The organism is Chryseobacterium ginsengisoli (assembly GCF_039542325.1).
Classification (GTDB): domain Bacteria; phylum Bacteroidota; class Bacteroidia; order Flavobacteriales; family Weeksellaceae; genus Chryseobacterium; species Chryseobacterium ginsengisoli.
Window position 1 is genome coordinate 47,896 of the sequence record NZ_BAABHX010000004.1, and the last position, 20,268, is coordinate 68,163.

A 20,268-nucleotide genomic window follows, 5' to 3' on the forward strand; every position below is an offset into this window, starting at 1 on the left:
TGATGGACATTTTACAAAAAGCCAAAGATTATGTTGAAACCTTATTCAAAGATAAGTTATCTTCGGTATATTTTTATCATAATTTTATACATACTACATTTACGGTAAATAAAGCCGAAGAAATAATGAGGAACACACCCGTTTCCGGAGAAGATCAGGAAAAGGTGCTGTTGGCTCTTTGGTTTCACGATACTGGATACATAGAATGTGCCAAAAATCATGAAGAGGAGGGAGTAAAGATTGTGAAAGATTTTTTACAGAAAGAAAATTACCCTGAAAATTATATTGAGGACGTTTCAAAATTGATTTTGGCAACAAAAATTACTTACGAACCTCAGAATCTTTTGGAACAGATCGTAAAAGATGCAGACTGCAGCCATTTTGCAAGTCACGATTACAATGATATTTCTGATGCTTTGAGAAAAGAGTGGGAGCTGACCAATGTAAGATGTTTCTCCAACGATGAATGGAATGCCGGAAATCTTGAAATGCTGAAAAATAAGCATAAATTTTACACAGATTATGCAAAACAAGCTTGGCAACCTTTAAAGGAGAAAAATATCAAAAAAATCGAGAAAAAGCTGGAAAAAGACGACGATAAGAAAGAAAGTAAAAAAGATAATTCAGAAAATAAGAAAGAAAAAGAACCGAAATCCGACAGAAGTGTCGATACTTTGTTCAGAGTGACGTTGAGTAATCATACAAGATTAAGCGATATTGCAGACAGCAAAGCCAATATTTTACTTTCTGTAAATGCGATTATCATTTCGGTTTGTCTTTCCGTTTTGGTTCCGAAGCTAGATACTCCGAAAAACTCACATTTGATTATTCCGAGTTTTATTCTGTTGTTATCGGCTGTTTTAACGATCATTTTTGCCATTTTATCTACAAAGCCAAATGTTACAAAGGCAAAATTCAGTTTACAGGATGTTGCCGACAGAAAAGTAAATCTTTTGTTCTTTGGAAATTTCAATAGAATGATGTTTGATGATTATCATAGCGCAATGAATATTTTAATCAAAGACCGTGATTATATTTATGATTCTATGGTGAAAGATTTATATTATCTGGGAAAAGTTTTGGACAGAAAATACAGGCTTTTGTCGATAACCTATCAGATTTTCATGGCTGGAATTATAATTTCGGTATTATCTTTCGGATATGCTTTTCTTTCACTTTAATTTAAACTAAAATGATTGTAAGACAGCGTACCAACTGGCTGAAAATGCTTTTCATATGGAGAGGCTCTGTATTGAAGAAAATTGTTGTTCAGCTCAGTATCATTACGTTGTTTTCTTTGGCTATTTACTTTTTTAAAGGAAAAATATTCGATTATAAAGTTCATCTTAATCCTACGATTTTTACGCTGATCGGTCTTGCTCTTGCAATTTTTATGGGATTTTGTAATTCCGCAAGCTATGACCGCTATTGGGAAGGAAGAAAACTTTGGGGATCATTGGTGATTGAAACAAGATCTTTGACGAGGCAGATTCTCTCTTTTGTTGACGGACCTTCTCTTGAAGAAAAACAAAAAATTGTAAAATTAATTTCTGCATTTGGCTGGTCATTAAATTATCAGTTAAGAGAAAAATCTGGTACAGAACATCTTTCCCGATTGCTGTCTCCCGAACAGGTTGAAGAATTGAGAGATAAAAAATTTATTTCCAGTATCATTTTGGGATTTATTGCAGATTGGATCAAAGAGCAAAACAGAAAAGGGAATATTGATACAATTGTTTTAACGCAGTTGGATCATCAGTTAAACCAGTTTTCGAATATTTCCGGAGGCTGCGAGAGAATTCATAACACACCTTTACCCTTTGCCTACAGTGTTTTACTGCATCGAACTGTTTATTTTTACTGTTTTTGGCTGCCTTTTGGTTTAGTTGATATGCTGGATTGGATGATGCCCTTGATAGTGGTTCTCATCAGTTATACTTTTATTGCTTTGGATGCCATTATTCAGGAAATTGGAGAACCTTTTGGTGAAGAAGAAAATGATCTGGCTTTAAACAGTATTTGCAGAACCATAGAATTTTCAATATTTGAACAGGCGCAAATTCCGCAAGGCGAACTGAAAAAACCGGATTCTTATTTCATAGACTGATCTTCATGAGCTATCGAAACCCTTAATGCAAGAAGTCCTGTAATTCCCTGTAGATCTTCAACTTTCAGAAATTCTGTATCATTTTGGAGAATTCCTTTTTTCTGTAATCTGTTGATGTAATCCAGATATTCTCTTTGGTTTTCCATTCCGAAATAAACGATCGTAATTTTCCCAGGACACGTAATTCTGTCCGTCGAATCTTTCACATGAGCTTTATCCAAACGTTTTTTAATAATTTCATAGTAAGAATTGAATGCTCCGTCTACGTCAAAACGTTTTTCATCCATTCGGAAACGGATGTCTATTTTTTCATTATAAACAAAAATCAATGAAGCAATATCAAGTGAAATCGGAAGATCTTTTTTGAAAATCTGAAATTCACGTTCCATATTACAGATCGTTTTCAGTTGCCAATATCTCAGTTTATGAACAACTTTTGAATGATAATGAAGTTCAGGCGCGATGTTTTGCCCTGTATATAAATTGTGTTCAACACCGTCAGATTTAAATCTTTCATAATAATGCGGGAAAATCTGTTGAGCTTTTATCTGACCTTCATCTAATAAATCTGCTAATTTTCTGTTTAATAGTGTTATAGAATCGTCTAAGTTTTTTCTGTTGGCATAAAAAAGATCATTCTGGGTGAAGACCTGTACAAAATAATCTTTAATTTTTGCCTTTATTTCGCTGGATGATTTCACTTCCAGTTTAGCCTGTAAAAACGGGTGAATTTCTTCTCTCAATAATCTTTGAAAACGTTGTTCACTGTCAGCTTTAATTTCGTTGTTCAGTTCATTTTCAAAAACATCCAGGGCTAATAAATATTTTTCCGAATCTGAATTAATCAATGAAAAAATACCGTGAAGACAATCAATCTGTTGGTTGAGGTCTTCAAGCATCAAATTATAGCGTTTATCCGAAGACGAACGGATATCCGAAAAACCAAAAAGTGGCGTAAGGTTTTTAAATGAAATCTGTTTTAAGGTATATATTTTTTTTCCGAGTGAAGCATTAAAATATTTCTCGGCTTCATTTCTGAATTTCCAGACAACGCTGTCGTGAATGGTTGTATATTCCCGCTGAATAATAGCTTCGATCTGATAATTTTTTTCGAAACTGAACCGATTTAAAGAAAATAAAATCATATCCGAGAAAAACTCCATTTTTTTGAGCTTTAAACCGTTAAAACTATTGGCAATAGGAGAAGTGAATTCCATAATCGCCAGTAATTCATTGTCTTTCATGATCGGAATGACCATGAAACTGTTGATTTTATTATCCCTTAAAATTCGGAATGATGGCAATGATTTTATTTCATGATCCAAATTTTCGATGTTGGAAACAACAATCGGTTTTGAATTATGATTTAAATTATTAAAGGTATTTTTTCTGGTTTCTTCGTCAAAAGCATTAATCCAGAAATCCAGAATATGGTTGGTAAAAAGATTTTCGTAAATCGGAAGTTTATCAAGCCTCTGATCTTTTTTGTTGAAAAGCATTAATCCGAAATTAAGTTCGGCAACATCAAAATATGATTTAAAAATTTCAACAAGATTTTCATCCGGCTTTAAATTTTCCGGATCAATCTGAATCATACTGGATTTAAGATCGGAAAGAGCCACTTCTGAGGTACAATCAACCAAAGAAACAATTGAAAAACCTTTTAAGATCCATGATTGTGAAGGAAAATATTTTTTCCAAAGCTTGAAATCATCAAGATTTTCCAGCAATACATCTAAGACTTCATCAGAAGGAATTTTTGCTTCTTCCGTAGGAAAAACTTCAGTAAAATCTGCATTTACCGAAATTTTATAATGTTTCATGATCCCCTGTTTATTCGGAATATCATAGTAAAAAGGAATGGTACTTTTTATGTCTCTTTTAAAATAACTTTGTAAAATCAAACAACAGCAAAATACATAAAATTCGTCGTCGTCGATATTTCTAAGCTCAATCTCAAAATCTTTTCCGGCATCTTTTAGAATATCTTTAAATCTTTCAGTATAATTGAATGTAATATTGGAAAGGGGAATACTTGCGGCTTTTATTTCGTTATGAGTCAGTCCGGTAGGAAAGAGGTCTGCCAATAAAAGCTTGATGAGTTCTTCATTTTTTTCTAATAAACAAGTATCCTGAAAACCGTCTCTAAGCTCTTGGAAATTTTTCGTTTTTTCAATTAAAGATTCAGCATAATTTACCCGATACTCCAAACGATCGTTGTAACGGATATGTTCTAACACATCCAAATACTTTTTGAACGAAATGTAAACCTGAAATGGAGCGTCTTTTTTGTAAAGATTTGACAAAAGCTGAAATTTAGAGTAAAGTTATAAAAAAACCACAACATCAATGTTGTGGTTTAATATTTTTATTGTGACTTTTTACAGTCCGAATAGTTTCGCAAATAAGTCAGGGAAAACTCCCAAAACAACCACTGAAGCGATAACGAATACTCCAACGATATTGTAAGTAACCGTTACCTTTTCTGAAGATTTGAATGTACTTTCTTTAAAGAAGAACATTGAAATAATTAATCTTAAGTAATACGCAATTGAAACTGCAGAACCTAAAACCGCAACTAACACTAAGAAAACTCCGTGCTTAGAATTCATTGCCTGAGAGAATAAAGCAAATTTCCCCATGAAACCTGCTGTTAAAGGAACTCCCGCCATTGAAAGCATAGAGATTGCCGCAACTGTTGCTAATAAAGGTTCTGTTTTTGCCAATCCTTTGAAAGCTCCGAAAGAAGTTTCTCTTTTCAGTTTTTCAACATAAATCAGACACATGAAAACTCCTACTGTTGATAAAGCGTATGCAAATAAATAGAATGCTAAATTATAAGTAGAAAGGCTCGTCATTCCGAAGAAAACCAAACCGATGTATCCTGCGTGAGAAACTGAAGAGTATGCCAACATTCTTTTTGCGTTCGTCTGAGCAAGTCCCATAACGTTTGCCAAAAGCAATGTGATAATTAAAAGTACTCCGAAAACATTGATCCATTCTTCTGTAACACCTCCGAATCCGATGGTCATTAATCTGAATAATGCGAAAAATCCTGAGATTTTTACAACACTCGCCATGAAAGCTGTTATTAATGAAGGCGCTCCATAATAAACATCTGGGCTCCACATGTGGAATGGTGCCAATGCAACTTTGAATGCCAATGCACAAAGGATCAGTAAAACTCCTAGAATGAACATGGTATCTTTAGGGTTTGAAACTCCGAAATCCTGAATTTTATATAAATCGAAACTTCCAACACTTCCGTAGATAAATGCGATACCGAAAAGTAAGAAACCTGTCGCAAATGCACCCATCAAGAAATATTTGATTGAAGCTTCGTTTGACCTCAAGTCAGTTTTATTAGCTCCTGCCATTACATATAAAGGAATAGAAAGGATTTCAACGCCTAAGAATAGTGTAACTAAATTCTGGTATCCGAAAAGGATAATTCCACCACACAATGCAAAAAGCATCAATGCGTATAATTCTGACTGGTGGCTTCTGTGATTGCTGAACGCAAAACCTCCCAGAAAGAATAGTAATAATGTCGTTACGATTGATATTTTAGTAAATAAAGCAGTATTTGCAGTATAATCATACATGTGTCTGTACTTTTCGAAGAAAGCACATTCCGGCATGAAACTTACGTATAATGCGATGATTAATCCCAAAATCCCAATGTACCTTGCGAATTTCCCTTGTTCAAAAACTCCTGAAAATAACGCAACAACTGCCGTTAGGAAAACAATAATTAAAACACTCATTTTTTAAAATATCAAATTAACTTACCATTGATTGGTAGATAAACTTCAACGAACTATTCACCATTTCGATTATCGGCTGTGGGAAAATACCAAGTACAATCACAAAAACCGCTAAACTTGCCAATACCGAGAATTCTACTGCAGATAAATCTTTTGCTGTACTTAAAACCGCATCATCACCTTGTCCGAACATTGCTTTTCCGTAGAATCTCAATAAGTATACAGCACAAAGAATTACCGTAAGACCAGCGATTACCGCTGCCAATCCGTTAAAATCATACACTGATTTCAACAGGATAAATTCTCCGATGAATCCATTAGTCAATGGAACTCCCATTGATCCTAATATAATAATCAGGAACAACACGGCAAACTTAGGAGCAACTTTCGCCAAACCTCCCATCTGTCTGATGTCTCTTGATTTAAATCTCTTGTATAAAATATCACAACAGTAGAAAAGACCTGCCACGTTGATACCGTGAGCGAAAGTCTGTACCAAAGCTCCTTCAGCACCTTCGATGTTGAAATTTCCTCTTAAAGTAATTACTGCAGAAGCAAAAATACCAGCAACCATCAATCCAACGTGAGAGAAAGAAGAATACGCAATGATTCTCTTCATATCTGTCTGGATGATCGCAATTAATGCTCCGTGAACAATTCCTACAATCGCTAAAATTATTACAATCTGTCCCGAAATTCCTGCAATCGGAAGGGGAGTGATCGGTAATAAATAACGCATAACTCCATAAATCGCCATTTTAAGCATGATACCAGATAAAAGCATCGATCCTTGCGTTGGCGAATAAGTATATGTGTCCGGTTGCCAAGTATGGAAAGGGAATACCGGTAATTTCACTGCAAAAGCAAAGAAAATAAACCAGAATACCACTGTCTGTTGTGTTTCGTTTAATTGAGCATTATATAAATCTGTCAGCGCAAAAGATGCAGAATGATTGTAAACATAAATCAAACCAGCTAACATGAATAATGACCCAACGAATGTATATACGAAGAATTTCGTAGTGAATTCAAATCTTTTATTTTCCTGACCCCAAAGTCCGGCAATAAACCAAATCGGAATCAAAGTTACTTCCCAGAAAATGTAGAACAATAATCCGTCCAGCGACGTGAAAACTCCTACAAGACCGAATTGCATCAGCAAAATCAAACCGTAGAAAGTATTTCTGTAGCTTACATTTTCATTAAAAGAAGATAAAATAATGATTGGCGCTAAAATATTAGTCAACAACAAAAGAAGCAAACTCATCCCATCGATACCGAAGTGAAGAGAACTCTTCATAAATTGTGACCAAGGGTAGTTGATCTCATGTTGCAACACGCTGTCCACAGTTGGCGTAAAATTAAAATCCGCCGCAATGTAGAATGTTACAAGCATCTGAACCAATGCAATTCCCAGTGCCAAATATTTGCTGGAATTGTTTTTCCAGGCAAAAACTAATCCCGAACCTACTAGAGGTAATAGTAATAATGTTAATAATAAACCAGACATTATTGTAATATAAAGTTAACAATCAGTATAATTCCCACAGCTAAAGACATGATAAGAATGTAATTCTCAACATTTCCGTTCTGGATACGTTTCATAGCTTTTCCGCTATCTTCAGCACCTTCACCTACAAAGTCCACGAAACGATCAAGAATACCTTTATCAAACATCTTTCCTCCTCGTCCTAATCCTTCAACAGTTTTTACAATTAATGCATTGTAAAGTTCGTCAATATATAATTTTTTAGCAGACAATTTTTCCCATCCTGTGTATTGTGCCTCCGGTAATGCTTGTTTTTTCTTATTGACATAAGTATTTTTAACAATAAACCAAACGCAGAAGAACATCAAAACAGTTGCTCCTAAAAGAATCATTTCAGTACCAAACGGAACTCCCGAAAGAGTAGCTTCCATTTGTTTAAAGCTTTCCTCAGTAAGAACTGGCTTTAACCACTCCATTAATTTTGCATAATGACCGTGACCGATAAAGTGAGGAAGGTTAATTAAACCACCTAAAACAGAAAAAATAGCCAATACGATCAATGGTAACGTCATATTAGACGGGCTTTCATGTAAGTGGTGTTTTTGATCTTCAGTACCTCTGAACTCTCCGTGGAAAGTTAAATAGTACAATCTGAACATATATGTTGCAGTAATAGCCGCTAAAATGAATAAGAATACCCAATAAATTGGATTTTTAGCGAAAGCTGCTACTAAAATTTCGTCTTTAGAAATCATCCCTGATAATAAAGGGAATCCTGAAATAGCCAATGTTCCGATAAGGAAAGTAGCGTGAGTAATTGGAATGTATTTTTTCAAACCTCCCATAAAACGCATATCCTGCTCGTTGCTCATAGCGTGGATTACAGAACCTGCTCCCAAGAACAATAATGCTTTGAAGAATGCATGTGTCATTACGTGGAACATTGCTGTTGTATAAGCTCCAAGACCTAAAGCAATGAACATAAATCCAAGCTGTGAAACTGTAGAGTATGCCAATACTTTTTTGATATCGTTCTGACGTAGTGCGTAGAATCCAGCCAAAGCTGCAGTCAAGAATCCGATGAATAAAATTCCTCCCTGAACTGTTGGTGCTAAAGTAAATAAGAAGTTTGATCGTACAACTAAATAAATACCCGCAGTAACCATCGTTGCCGCGTGAATTAACGCAGAAACAGGAGTCGGACCAGCCATCGCATCCGGTAACCAAGTATATAAAGGAACCTGAGCAGATTTTCCAGTTGCACCGATAAATAAACTCGCTGTAATAAAGATAATTACGCTTCCGTCTAATTCAAATTTTCCGGCATTTTCTTTTACCGTCATATAATCTAAAGCATTTGTCTGAGAAGCGATCATGAAAATTCCAATCAATAACGCAAGGTCACCGATTCTGTTCATGATGAAAGCTTTTCTTGCTGCTTTACCGTATTCTTCGTTTGTATACCAGAATCCAATAAGTAAATAAGAACAAAGACCTACACCTTCCCATCCGATGAATAAGATAAGGTAGTTACTTCCCATTACTAATAGTAACATTGAGAAGATAAACAGATTTAAATAAGTGAAAAACTTATAGAAACCTTTATCATGACTCATATATCCGATAGAGTACAGGTGAATCAAAGAACCGATTCCTGTAATAATCATGATCATCATTAATGATAACTGATCGATCTGGAAACCAAAATTGATCTGAACTCCGTTTACTCTAAACCATTCAAAAGCTTTTACAACTACAGCAGGACTTTCAGAATCAAAATTCATGAAAATACTTACTGCAATACAAAAAGACGCAAAAACCATTGCTGTAGCCAAACTACCAACAACAATCTTTGGAAGATTTTTTCCGAATAAACCGTTAATAAGAAAACCTAAAAGTGGTAAAAGTATTATTGCATATATTAAATTCTCCATTCTTATCCTCTTAATTTATTAAATATACTTACATCAACAGAACGGGTATTTCTATAAAGCATAGCAATAATTGCCAAACCTACCGCTACTTCCGCAGCTGCAACCACCATAATGAAGAAAACTAAAAGTTGTCCGTCTCCGTTACCTTTGTACGCAGAAAATGCAGCCAATAAAAGGTTCGTAGAATTTAGCATAAGCTCAACACAACCCAAAATAACAATAGCATTTTTTCTCAACAATACGCCCAACACTCCTAAACTGAATAATACAGAAGAAAGAATGATGAAATAATTCAGAGGGATGCTTTGTATAAATGTATTTACTTCTCCCATAATTTTATAAATCTTTTTTACCGATTAATACCGCACCTACAATACCTGCCAAAATAAGGATGGATGCAAGCTCAAACGGTAAAACATATTCATTAAACAAAAGTCTACCCAGATTTTTAGTAAGACCAACGCCTTTGTCTACATTTTCAACCACCACATGGTTTTGCTGAACTCCTCTGAATACACCTAAAACTCCAATTAATAAAAGACAAGCTGTAAGAACTCCAGTAATTTTTAAAGTATTACTCTTCTTACTTTCGTCTTGTTTATTAAGGTTAAGCATCATCAGGATATAAAGGAATAATACCATGATCGCTCCGGCGTAAACAATAATCTGAATAATCGCAAGGAATTGTGCATTCAGAAGGATGTACATACCTGCAATAGAAAACATCGTAACAATTAATGACAAAATAGCATATAAAGGATTTCTCGCAAATACGAAATACACCGCACTTGCTACTGCTAAAAACGCCACCAAGAAAAATAAAAACTGATCCATTATTTTACCGCATTTTTTTGTTTCTCGGATTGTCTTTCAGTGATATCAATCCTTTGATTTATTTTTTCAACCAATTTATCTTTTCCATAGATGAAAGAACCTCTGTTGGTTTCCACATCTACCAGTCTGTCAGTAAGATAGATCGCAGATTTCGGACAAGCCTCCTCACACATACCACAGAAAATACATCTTAGCATATTAATTTCATATACTGAAGCGTATTTTTCTTCTCTGTAAAGATCTCTTTCTTCCTTAGTTCTTTCGGCAGCAGTCATTGTAATTGCTTCTGCAGGACACGCTACCGCACAAAGTCCGCAAGCGGTACATCTTTCTCTGCCTTCCTCGTCTCTTTTCAAAACGTGCTGACCTCTCCAGATTTCTGCTCTTGGTTTCTGTACTTCCGGATACGAATATACTGCGGGAGCACCTTTCATCACGGTTCTTACAGCATGCTTAAATGTAATCCCCATTCCTGTAAAAATCGCAGGTAAGTAGATTTTTTCAGCAAGGGTCATTTCTTTATTAGAAACAACTTTTGATCTGTTCGTAAGTTTCATTTATTTTAATTTTTTAGGCTGAACTTCTATTCAGCATTTAAAAATATATTCTTATCTCTTAGTTTGCAAACGCTAAAATTACAGCACCTGTAATTAATAAGTTTACCAATGCCATTGGAATTAAAGTTTTCCAACCTAAATGCATTAATTGGTCATATCTAAATCTTGGAAGCGTCCATCTGATCCACATGAAGATCAAAATTCCGATCACCGTTTTAGTTAAGAATGCTACGATACTCAAAATTCCTGCAGTATTTTCACCCCAATGTTGAGTTACCCATTCGATTCCAGGGTAGTTGTAACCACCGAAGAAAAGAACTACCATGAAAGCATTAGAAATAAACATGTTCACGTATTCACCGAACATATATAAACCTAACTTCATGGATGAGTATTCTGTAGAATATCCTGTTACCAATTCAGATTCACACTCGGGTAAATCGAAAGGGTGTCTGTTTGTTTCTGCTAAAGCTGCTACAAAAAATACTAAGAAAGCAATTGGCTGATAGAAAATATTCCAGTTCATACCAGAAATCCAAGGAATAACTCCCCATAATTTTCCAGTTGTCTGGCTTTCAGTGATCTGTTTTAAATCTAAACTTCCTGTCATCATAATGATAGAAAGTAAAGCTAAACCCATTGCCAATTCGTAAGAAATCATCTGAGAAGAAGCACGAATTGCACCTAATAATGAATATTTGTTGTTCGAAGCCCAACCTCCGATCATGATTCCGTAAACACCGATTGAAGCCATTCCGATAATGAAAAGTACACCAACATCAATGTTTGCAACCTGTAAATCGTAAGAAACTCCACCAAAATTTAAACTTTTACCCCAAGGAATAACCGCTCCTGTGATTAATGAAATAAACATTACCAATGCCGGTCCCAATACGAAAAGGAATTTTTCTGCATTGGCAGGTGTAAAATCTTCTTTAAAGAAAAACTTTCCACCGTCAGCAAGAGGTTGCAGTAATCCGAAAGGTCCGGCTCTGTTGGGACCAATTCTATCCTGCATGATAGAGGCAACTTTTCTTTCTGCCCAAGTAGAGTAGGCTGCGATCGTTAACGAAAGCAAGAAAAGCGCTAGTACAAGTATAAGTTTAAATGTAAGTAAATCCATTTTTATTTTTATAGATGTTAGATATTAGAAGTTAGAAATTAGAATCACAAAAAGACTGTTATCTAATGTCTGAAATCTGATGTCTTATTAAATTTATTTTTCGTCTTTTTCACTGATTTCTTTAGCCATCGGATTGTCTAAAACTCTTAACTCATCCTTTGGTTTTTCGTAGTGATTCAATGAAATAACTGAATGTCTGTCGATGTGTCTAGGACCTTCGATATTCCAGTCTGACAATGATTTTCTTTCAAAACGGCAAGTATCACAGATGAACTCTTCAACCTCTCCCCACTGATCTTTTCTGGCTGTAACTCTTGAAACTTCATCACCTTTCATCCAAACCGTAGCTTTTCCTGAACATTTATCACATTTACAAGAAGCATTCATTGGTTTTGTGAACCAAACTCTGCTTGCAAAACGAGAAGTTCTGTCTGTTAATGCTCCAACCGGACAAACGTCAATTACGTTTCCGATGAAATCATTATCTAAAGCTTTATTTAAATAAGTAGAAATTTCAGCGTGATCTCCTCTGAACAAAATTCCGTGCTCTCTTTCCCCAGTTAATTGGTTTGCAGCTAATACGCATCTTGCACAAAGAATACAACGATTCATATTCAATTTAATGTGAGGACCTAGATCGTCTGCTTCATAAGTATTTCTTTCAAACTCAGTTCTTGTCTGAAGATTTCCATGCTCATAGCCCAAATCCTGAAGATGACATTCTCCAGCCTGATCACAAACAGGACAATCTAATGGGTGATTAACCAACAAAAACTCAGTCACAGCTTTTCTACCTTCCTGAGCTTTATCGGAAGTAAGATTTTTTACTTCCATTCCGTCCATCACATTAGTTCTGCAACTTGCAACTAATTTTGGCATAGGGCGAGGATCTGCTTCAGACCCTTTAGAAACTTCTACTAAGCAAGTTCTACATCTTCCTCCACTGGTTTCCAATTTGCTGTAGTAGCACATTGCAGGAGGAACAGATTTTCCACCAATTTGTCTTGCAGCCTCCAAAATAGAAGTACCTGGCAAAACTTCAGTAGTCTGTCCGTCTATAGTTATTGTGAATTTTTTAACCTCTTCGCTCATATTCTATGCTTTCGCTTATGCTTTTAGGCGTTAAGCTATATTTTAATTATACTTCTTCGTGTTAAATGTATATCCGATTCCTGCAAGGACCTGTCCAAAAACAAAATCCTGACGAGCTTTATCAGGTTTATTATTCAATGTAGTTTTAATATCCCACATGTTAATATAGCCTGCTTTTACCTCTGCTCTTATCATCCAGTTTTTCCAAAAAACCATGTTTAAACTAGATCTAAGATCGGTTCCCATACCTGCAACGTGAAAACGGTCGCTTCTTTCATTTCCAAAAAGTTTGATATTACTTTTTGGGAACATTACTCCGATTCCGGCTCCATAAGACCATACTAAATCTATATTTTTCTTATGAATAAGATTTTTGTATTTTTCAAGACCTAAGTTTTCATAATTAAGTCCGTCTGTATGTTCAAAAGTCAAAAATTGCTCATCGGCTAAATTGACCTGTCCATTCTGAACCATTCCTGCATATTTAGGATCTGAAATATATCCTGAAAAATCAACCGTCTGGTTTTGTTTCATTACATATTTCATGTGATCAATTCCTAAAACTAGAGCTAAATTATCTTTAATAAAATATCCCAATCTGAAATTATACTGTGTTACGGTAAACCAGCTTGGATCAAAATATACGATTCCAAAGCTTGTAGGCTTATCTCTTGCAGATACATTATTCAACTGAAAATCATACCCGTTTCCGGTAAAATGAATATCAGAATTACTGTAAGCTCCTCTGTTCCAACCGTAGAAAACGAAGACCTGTCCTTTTTTGCTTAAAGGTAAAGGTTTTACTTTCTTTTCAGCTTTATATGGAGCAACCTCCAATTTATATTCTTTTTCTAATGTATCTTTTTTTACTTGTCCAAAAGCAAAGCCAGAAATCATTAGACCTACTGCCAATAATTTTTTCATTCTAAGCATTATTCTCTACCGCAGGGATTGGATCTGCATAATGTGCTAATCCGTAATTTTGTGTCTGAGACAATTCTGGGTTTTTAATGTGCCATTCGAACTCATCTCTGAAGTGACGAATAGCCGCTGCAACAGGCCAAGCCGCTGCATCACCCAATGGACAAATCGTGTTTCCTTCGATTTTTCTCTGAATATCCCAAAGTAGATCGATATCTTCCATTTTTCCTTCTCCTTTCTCGATTTTCTTTAAAATCTTGTACATCCAACCCGTTCCTTCACGGCAAGGAGTACATTGTCCGCAACTTTCGTGATTGTAAAATCTCGCCAAAGTCATGGTATGATCTACGATACACTGGTCTTCATCCAGTACGATGAAACCTCCTGAACCCATCATAGTTCCAGTAGCGAAACCGCCGTCTGCTAATGATTCATAGTTCATGTATCTTGGTTCTCCGTTTACGGTTTTTAATAATAAATTAGCAGGAACAATCGGAACTGAGCTTCCTCCAGGGATACAAGCTTTTAATCTTTTTCCGTCTTTAATTCCGCCGCAATATTCTTCAGAGTAAATGAATTCTTCAACAGTAATTGTCATATCGATTTCATAAACTCCTGGTTTATTGATGTTTCCACAAGCAGAAATTAATTTCGTACCTGTAGATCTTCCAACTCCGATTTTAGCATATTCAGCTCCTGTAATATCAATGATTGGAACGATTGCCGCAATAGATTCAACGTTATTTACTACCGTTGGTCTTTCCCAAAGTCCTTTTACAGCTGGGAATGGCGGTTTAAGTCTCGGATTTCCTCTTTTACCTTCAAGAGATTCAAGCAATGCAGTTTCTTCACCGCAAATATATGCTCCACCTCCTCTTTGAACGTAAATTTCACAGTCGAAACCAGTTCCTAAAATATTTTTACCTAAAAATCCTGCTGCTTTAGCTTCTTCAATAGCTTCTTCCAAAATATCCGGAATCCAAGAATATTCTCCACGGATGTAGATATAAGAAACATTTGAACCTAAAGTATAAGATGAAATTAGCATTCCTTCAATCAATAAATGTGGAAGAAACTCCATCAGATATCTGTCTTTGAAAGTTCCCGGTTCAGATTCATCGGCATTCACTACCAAGTGTCTTGGAACGCCTTCCGGTTTTGCCAAAAAGCTCCATTTCATCCCAGTTGGGAATCCAGCTCCACCACGTCCACGAAGTCCTGAAACCTTTACTTCTTCAAGAATTTCTTCGGGTGTCATTTTCAAGGCTTTTTCAGCTGCTGTGTAACCTCCCTGTTTACGGTACGTTTCAAAGTAGCGGATACCTTCTATATGTGCGTCTTTAAGTAAAAGTTTTTTACTCATTTTAATATGCTTTTAGCGGATGGCTTCTACACTTCGGCAAGCTTAGTGTGAGAGCTTTGCGCCTTTTTTAATTAGTTTAAAATTTATTTAACCCAAATCAACTTGTCCTTCTCTGCAAAGATCAAGGATTTCGTCAACTTTTTCTATCGTTAAATTTTCATGAAAGAATTTTCCTAACTGCATCATTGGAGCATATCCACAAGCACCAAGACATTCAGCAGGTTTTAATGTGAACATTCCGTCTTCAGTAGTTTGTCCGTCCTTAATGTTTAGTTTCGTTCTGATATGGTCAAGAATTTTTTCGCTCCCGCAAACCATGCAAGGTCCCGTTCTGCAAACCTCCAAAACATATTTACCAACCGGCTTCATATTGAACATGGTATAGAAAGTTGCCACTTCATATACTTCAATTGGCTTGATACTCAATAATTCTGCAACATAATCCATCACTGGAACGTCTAACCATCCTCCGAATTCTTTCTGTGCTATGTGTAGAACAGGAAGAAGAGCAGATTTTTGTCTGCCTTCAGGATATCTCGCCATGATTTTATGTACCTGTGCTAAACTTTCCGGTTTAAAAGCTATTGTTTCGCTCATTTTTTATCTAAGATTTCAGATGCCAGATTTCAGACATCAGATTTTAAATTTATATATAAAGCGAAGAGTCTAACATCTAAATCTGATGTCCGACGTCTTCTTTTTATGCGTCTAATTCTCCCGCAATAATATTCATACTACACATCGTTACAATCGCATCAGAAATTACAGAACCTGTAATCATCTCAGGATAAGCTTGGTAGTAGATAAAACATGGTCTTCTGAAGTGTAGTCTGTAAGGACTTCTTCCACCATCACTCACTAAATAGAATCCTAATTCTCCGTTTCCACCTTCTACAGCGTGGTAAACTTCACCTTTAGGCACATCTGTTTCTCCCATTACGATTTTGAAATGGTAAATCAAAGCTTCCATTTTTTGATAAACATCTGCCTTTTCAGGAAGATAGAAATCAGGAACATCCGCGTGGAATGGTCCTTCTGGAAGATTGTCATATGCTTGGTTGATAATTTTAAGTGATTCCCAGATTTCCTGCTGACGGACCATGAAACGGTCGTAAGTGTCACCTGCAGTTCCTACCGGAATAATAAAATCGAAATCTTCATAAGAAGAATAAGGTTGTGCAACTCTTACGTCATAATCTACACCTGCTGCACGTAAATTCGGACCTGTGAAACCATAGCTTAATGCTCTTTCCGCAGAAATTGCTCCTGCTCCGATGGTTCTGTCCATGAAAATTCTGTTTCTTTCTAATAAAGTACAGAATTCTTTAAATCTTGCCGGGAAAGTCTTAAGGAAATCCTTTAATAACTCATGGAATTTTGGAGTGAAATCTCTTTCAAAACCTCCGATTCTTCCCATATTTGTTGTCATTCTTGCTCCACAGATCTGTTCGTACATATCATAAATACGTTCTCTTTCGATAAACATATAAGTAAGACCGGTAATTGCTCCGGAGTCCATTCCGGTTACACCATTGCAAATAAGGTGGTCACCGATTCTTGCTAATTCCATTAAAATTACACGCATATAATCTACACGTTTAGGAACTTTAACACCAATCAGCTTCTCAACTGTCATGTGCCAACCTAAATTATTGATCGGTGCAGAACAGTAATTCATACGGTCGGTAAGGGTAGTAATCTGAGAATAGTTTCTTCTTTCAGAAATTTTCTCAAATGCTCTGTGGATATATCCAACAGTCTGCTCAGCATGAAGGATTCTTTCTCCGTCCATCGTTAAGATATTCTGGAAAATCCCGTGCGTTGCAGGGTGAGTTGGTCCTAAATTAAGGGTATAAAGTTGACCGTCAATTTGTTCCTTACTTTCGTACTGGTTTAGTATATTAGATAATGAGTTATCTTTCATAATTTAAATGCTTTAGGCTATAGGCTTTAGGCTTTAAGCTTATTGCTTGCTGCTTACTGCTTATTGCATTATATTTTATCTTCCAAACATACTATCGTTCTTGTCGGTTCTTGTGCCGTCTTCCAAACGATATTCCTTCAACATTGGGTGGTATCCAAGATCTTCCATATTTAAAATAGCTCTAAGATCAGGATGTCCTTTAAATTTGATTCCGTAGAAATCAAAAGTTTCTCTTTCCATCCAGTTGGCTCCTGCGTATAATTCTACTAAGGAATCAACTTCGATATTTTCTCTGGACATAAAGATTTTAAGACGCAATCTGAAATTAGCCATCATATTATGCAAATGATAAACAACGCCAATTTCTTTATCCGGAAATTCTGGGTAATGAATTCCACAAATGTCTGTAAGGAAATTAAATTCCAATGATGAATCCTTCAAATAATGAATGATCTTTTTGATATCATCTTTCTTCACTTCGATTGTCAACATTCCATAAGGCTCTGAACTAGAGATTACAGACTCCGGAAATTCTCTTGTGATTGCTTCTAATACAAATTCGTTTGTCATTCCGTTAGTTGCTTATATTGTAAGAATCTAATAATTTCTGGTATTCAGGCATATCTCTTCTTCTGATGCTTTCGCTTTCTGTAAGAGCCTGAACCTGCATTACACCTTCGATAATCTGCTCCGGTCTTGGAGGACATCCGGGAACGTAAACGTCAACAGGGATAATTTTATCGATTCCTTGTAATACAGAATAAGTATCAAAAATACCACCGCTGGAAGCACAAGCTCCAACTGCAACCACCCATTTCGGCTCTGCCATCTGAGTGTAAACTTCTTTTAGGACAGGTCCTAATTTCTTAGATATAGTTCCGCAAACCATCAGTAAATCTGCCTGTCTTGGTGAGAAAGAGTTTCTTTCCATACCAAATCTTGAAGCATCATACGTCGGGTTCAGGGTAGCCATAAACTCGATACCACAACAAGAGGTAGCAAAAGGTAAAGGCCAAAGCGAAAACTTTCTAGCCATACCGATTACACTGCTCAGTTTCGTTGCGAAAAACCCTTCTCCTTCAAATCCTTCCGGAGCAGGTGCATCTGTTCTTATTACTGGTTTGTTATCTGACATTTTAGTAGATTTTAGATTTTAAATTAGATTCTAAATTGTTGTTAATGTTAACTTTAATTGAAAATCATCATCTAAAACTTGTAATTTTTAATTTAAAATTTTTATTTATCCCAATCTAGTGCGCCACGCTTCCAGACATAGAAAAACGCCATGAAAAAAATCGCCACGAACATAAGTACAGCCAGGAATCCTTCCATTCCGAATTCTCTGAAGTTTACAGCGTAAGGATAAAAAAATACGATTTCAATATCGAATAGTACGAATAATACCGCAGTCAAAAAGTATTTAATGGAAAACGGTGTTCTTGCATTTCCTTCTACCGGGACTCCACATTCCCAGCTTTGGTTTTTCACAGAATTTCCTTTTTTCTGTTTCGGTCCTAAAAAATGCGCTCCAAGCAAAGAAACTGCTACGAATGCTATCGCAACACCTGCCTGTAATAGGATTGGAATATAACTTTCAGGTAAATTCATTTTTGCATTATTATCTCAATTTGCAAATTTAGCGAATAAACAAGAAAGCATGAAATTAATCAGCTTAAAAGTGGGATTAAAATAGGAAAAAATAGCAATTTAGAATCAATAAAAATAACAATTATTTCTTCATTTTTCTGATTAAAGAATACGCCATAAAAGAAATATACCCAAAAAGAACACTTGCATAAATTATATTAACAGCAGTATTCGTTCTTTCGTCTTCTAGCTGAAAAAAAAGATTATAAATGATAAATCCGGCGATTAAAATGCCAAAAACAATAAGATGTGGCTTCATAGATAAAACTTACAGATAAGTCTGATTTTTAATGATGAAATTTATTTAATTTCCAAAGAGTAGGTTCTTCTTCTTTTATGATTTACAGGATTGTAATCCTGCCAAAGAACCTGAACGCTTTTGTTTTCCTCCAATTCAGGGTTGGTTTCGGCGAAATCGATTCCCATGCTTGTAAATCTTACGAAAATTTCTTTAAAAATAATTGCCGTTACGCCACGTCTTTGATATTCCGGATGAATTCCGATAAGGTAAAAATTAGCACGATCATTTTTCTTACTTGCTTGTAAAAAATGCCACCATCCGAATGGAAATAGTTTTCCTTTAGATTTTTGTAAAGCTTTTGAGTATGAAGGCATTGTAATGGCAAAAGAAACTAATTCGTTATTTTCATCAACGACACAGATTACATAGTTTTTGTCAATGAAGGGGAAATATTTCTCTTTATAAGTCTTTATTTGTTCCTCTGAAATCGGAGTATACGTTGAAAGATGCTTGTAAGTTTCATCCAATAATTTGAACATTGGCTCTACAAAAGGTAAGATCTCTTCTTTAGAATTAAAATGCAGAACTTTAAGCTTATATTTCTGAGCAATCAATCCACTGAATTTTTCTACTTTTTCAGGCAAAATCTTTGGGAAATTCATTTCAAATTCTACCCATTCTTTTTCTTTTACCAAGCCAAGATCTTCAATGTGTTTAGGATAATATTCATAATTGTAAATCCCAATCATTGTTGCCAGTTTTTCGAATCCCATTGTAAGCATTCCGGCTTTATCAAGATTGGTAAAACCCATCGGACCTTCAATTTTATTTACCTTATGTTCTTTAGCGTAATCAATTGCTTTCTGAATCAGAGCTGCAGAAACTTCTTTATCATCAATAAAATCAATCCATCCGAAACGTACTTTTTTAATGCCTAACTCATTTTCTTCTTTATGATTGATGATTACAGCAATTCTGCCGACCACTTTATTGTTTTTAAGAGCAAGATATTGTTTGGATTCTGAATAATTTAAAGCTGGATTTTCTTTTGCATCCCAAATTTTATATTCATCCTTAATAAAAGAAGGAACATAATAAGGGTTGTTTTTATAGAGATCCATCGGAAACCTTATAAATTGTTTTAATTCGTTTTGGTTTTTTACTTCGATTACTGAAACGTTTGACATAGTGTTTACGGACGATTTTTATAGCAAATATAAATAATTAAAAGGAAAACTTTGGCATAGTTTTTACATCATATCGGGTGAA

General features: G+C 35.4%; 19 protein-coding genes. 2 read left to right on the plus strand and 17 right to left on the minus strand.

The genetic code is table 11. The annotated features are described in order from the left end of the window. Positions 1-2: 2 nt before the first annotated feature. A complete protein-coding gene (locus ABD940_RS13475) occupies positions 3-1,181 on the plus strand; it encodes a Pycsar system effector family protein (RefSeq protein ID WP_345204865.1) in 1,179 nt (392 codons plus the stop codon). Between the two features lie 11 nt (positions 1,182-1,192). After that, positions 1,193-2,107: a bestrophin family protein gene (locus tag ABD940_RS13480; RefSeq protein ID WP_345204867.1), complete on the plus strand. Its 915-nt coding sequence runs from the start codon at positions 1,193-1,195 to the stop codon at positions 2,105-2,107. Here ABD940_RS13480 and ABD940_RS13485 read toward each other — a convergent pair. The 17 genes from ABD940_RS13485 to ABD940_RS13565 form a co-directional block, all read right to left on the minus strand. Then, positions 2,092-4,413, minus strand: a complete 2,322-nt coding sequence (locus tag ABD940_RS13485) for a GAF domain-containing protein (protein ID WP_345204870.1) — start codon at positions 4,411-4,413, stop codon at positions 2,092-2,094. The two genes, ABD940_RS13480 and ABD940_RS13485, sit on opposite strands and share 16 nt — an antisense overlap. A 75-nt stretch (positions 4,414-4,488) precedes the next feature. Then, positions 4,489-5,874 (minus strand): NADH-quinone oxidoreductase subunit N, encoded by a 1,386-nt coding sequence (locus tag ABD940_RS13490; RefSeq protein ID WP_345204873.1) that lies wholly within the window; start codon positions 5,872-5,874, stop codon positions 4,489-4,491. 16 nt (positions 5,875-5,890) lie between these two features. Continuing rightward, complete coding sequence (locus tag ABD940_RS13495) at positions 5,891-7,384, minus strand: complex I subunit 4 family protein (protein WP_345204875.1); 1,494 nt, start codon at positions 7,382-7,384, stop codon at positions 5,891-5,893. Continuing rightward, positions 7,384-9,297: an NADH-quinone oxidoreductase subunit L gene (gene nuoL, locus ABD940_RS13500; protein ID WP_345204878.1), complete on the minus strand. Its 1,914-nt coding sequence runs from the start codon at positions 9,295-9,297 to the stop codon at positions 7,384-7,386. Before nuoL ends, ABD940_RS13495 begins: the two co-directional genes overlap by 1 nt. Before the next feature lie 2 nt (positions 9,298-9,299). After that, on the minus strand, positions 9,300-9,629 hold the full coding sequence (gene nuoK, locus ABD940_RS13505) for an NADH-quinone oxidoreductase subunit NuoK (RefSeq protein ID WP_062652978.1): 330 nt from the start codon (positions 9,627-9,629) through the stop codon (positions 9,300-9,302). A gap of 4 nt (positions 9,630-9,633) precedes the next feature. Continuing rightward, a complete protein-coding gene (locus ABD940_RS13510) occupies positions 9,634-10,131 on the minus strand; it encodes an NADH-quinone oxidoreductase subunit J family protein (protein ID WP_345204882.1) in 498 nt (165 codons plus the stop codon). Next, complete coding sequence (locus ABD940_RS13515; RefSeq protein ID WP_345204884.1) at positions 10,131-10,688, minus strand: NuoI/complex I 23 kDa subunit family protein; 558 nt, start codon at positions 10,686-10,688, stop codon at positions 10,131-10,133. Before ABD940_RS13515 ends, ABD940_RS13510 begins: the two co-directional genes overlap by 1 nt. A 58-nt stretch (positions 10,689-10,746) precedes the next feature. Continuing rightward, positions 10,747-11,811, minus strand: a complete 1,065-nt coding sequence (nuoH, locus tag ABD940_RS13520) for an NADH-quinone oxidoreductase subunit NuoH (protein WP_345204887.1) — start codon at positions 11,809-11,811, stop codon at positions 10,747-10,749. A 93-nt stretch (positions 11,812-11,904) separates the two neighbouring features. Beyond that, the gene (locus ABD940_RS13525) at positions 11,905-12,903 is read right to left on the minus strand and encodes an NADH-quinone oxidoreductase subunit G (RefSeq protein WP_345204889.1); all 999 of its coding nucleotides are present in this window, start codon (positions 12,901-12,903) and stop codon (positions 11,905-11,907) included. Between the two features lie 42 nt (positions 12,904-12,945). Further along, complete coding sequence (locus ABD940_RS13530) at positions 12,946-13,827, minus strand: hypothetical protein (protein ID WP_345204892.1); 882 nt, start codon at positions 13,825-13,827, stop codon at positions 12,946-12,948. 1 nt (position 13,828) lies between these two features. After that, a complete protein-coding gene (nuoF, locus tag ABD940_RS13535) occupies positions 13,829-15,187 on the minus strand; it encodes an NADH-quinone oxidoreductase subunit NuoF (RefSeq protein ID WP_345204895.1) in 1,359 nt (452 codons plus the stop codon). 87 nt (positions 15,188-15,274) lie between these two features. Further along, on the minus strand, positions 15,275-15,784 hold the full coding sequence (locus ABD940_RS13540; RefSeq protein ID WP_034677026.1) for an NADH-quinone oxidoreductase subunit NuoE family protein: 510 nt from the start codon (positions 15,782-15,784) through the stop codon (positions 15,275-15,277). 103 nt (positions 15,785-15,887) lie between these two features. After that, positions 15,888-17,111 carry an NADH-quinone oxidoreductase subunit D gene (locus ABD940_RS13545; RefSeq protein WP_345204906.1) on the minus strand — a complete coding sequence of 408 codons (1,224 nt, stop codon included), beginning with the start codon at positions 17,109-17,111 and terminating at the stop codon, positions 15,888-15,890. A gap of 75 nt (positions 17,112-17,186) precedes the next feature. Next, positions 17,187-17,681 carry an NADH-quinone oxidoreductase subunit C gene (locus tag ABD940_RS13550; RefSeq protein WP_345204909.1) on the minus strand — a complete coding sequence of 165 codons (495 nt, stop codon included), beginning with the start codon at positions 17,679-17,681 and terminating at the stop codon, positions 17,187-17,189. A gap of 4 nt (positions 17,682-17,685) precedes the next feature. Further along, positions 17,686-18,246: an NADH-quinone oxidoreductase subunit B gene (locus ABD940_RS13555; protein WP_345204911.1), complete on the minus strand. Its 561-nt coding sequence runs from the start codon at positions 18,244-18,246 to the stop codon at positions 17,686-17,688. Positions 18,247-18,347: 101 nt separating this feature from the next. Beyond that, positions 18,348-18,719 (minus strand): NADH-quinone oxidoreductase subunit A, encoded by a 372-nt coding sequence (locus ABD940_RS13560; protein ID WP_047397472.1) that lies wholly within the window; start codon positions 18,717-18,719, stop codon positions 18,348-18,350. 339 nt (positions 18,720-19,058) lie between these two features. Beyond that, entirely contained in the window at positions 19,059-20,186 is a 1,128-nt protein-coding gene (locus ABD940_RS13565; RefSeq protein ID WP_345204915.1) for a GTP cyclohydrolase, read from the minus strand. Positions 20,187-20,268 lie beyond the last annotated feature (82 nt).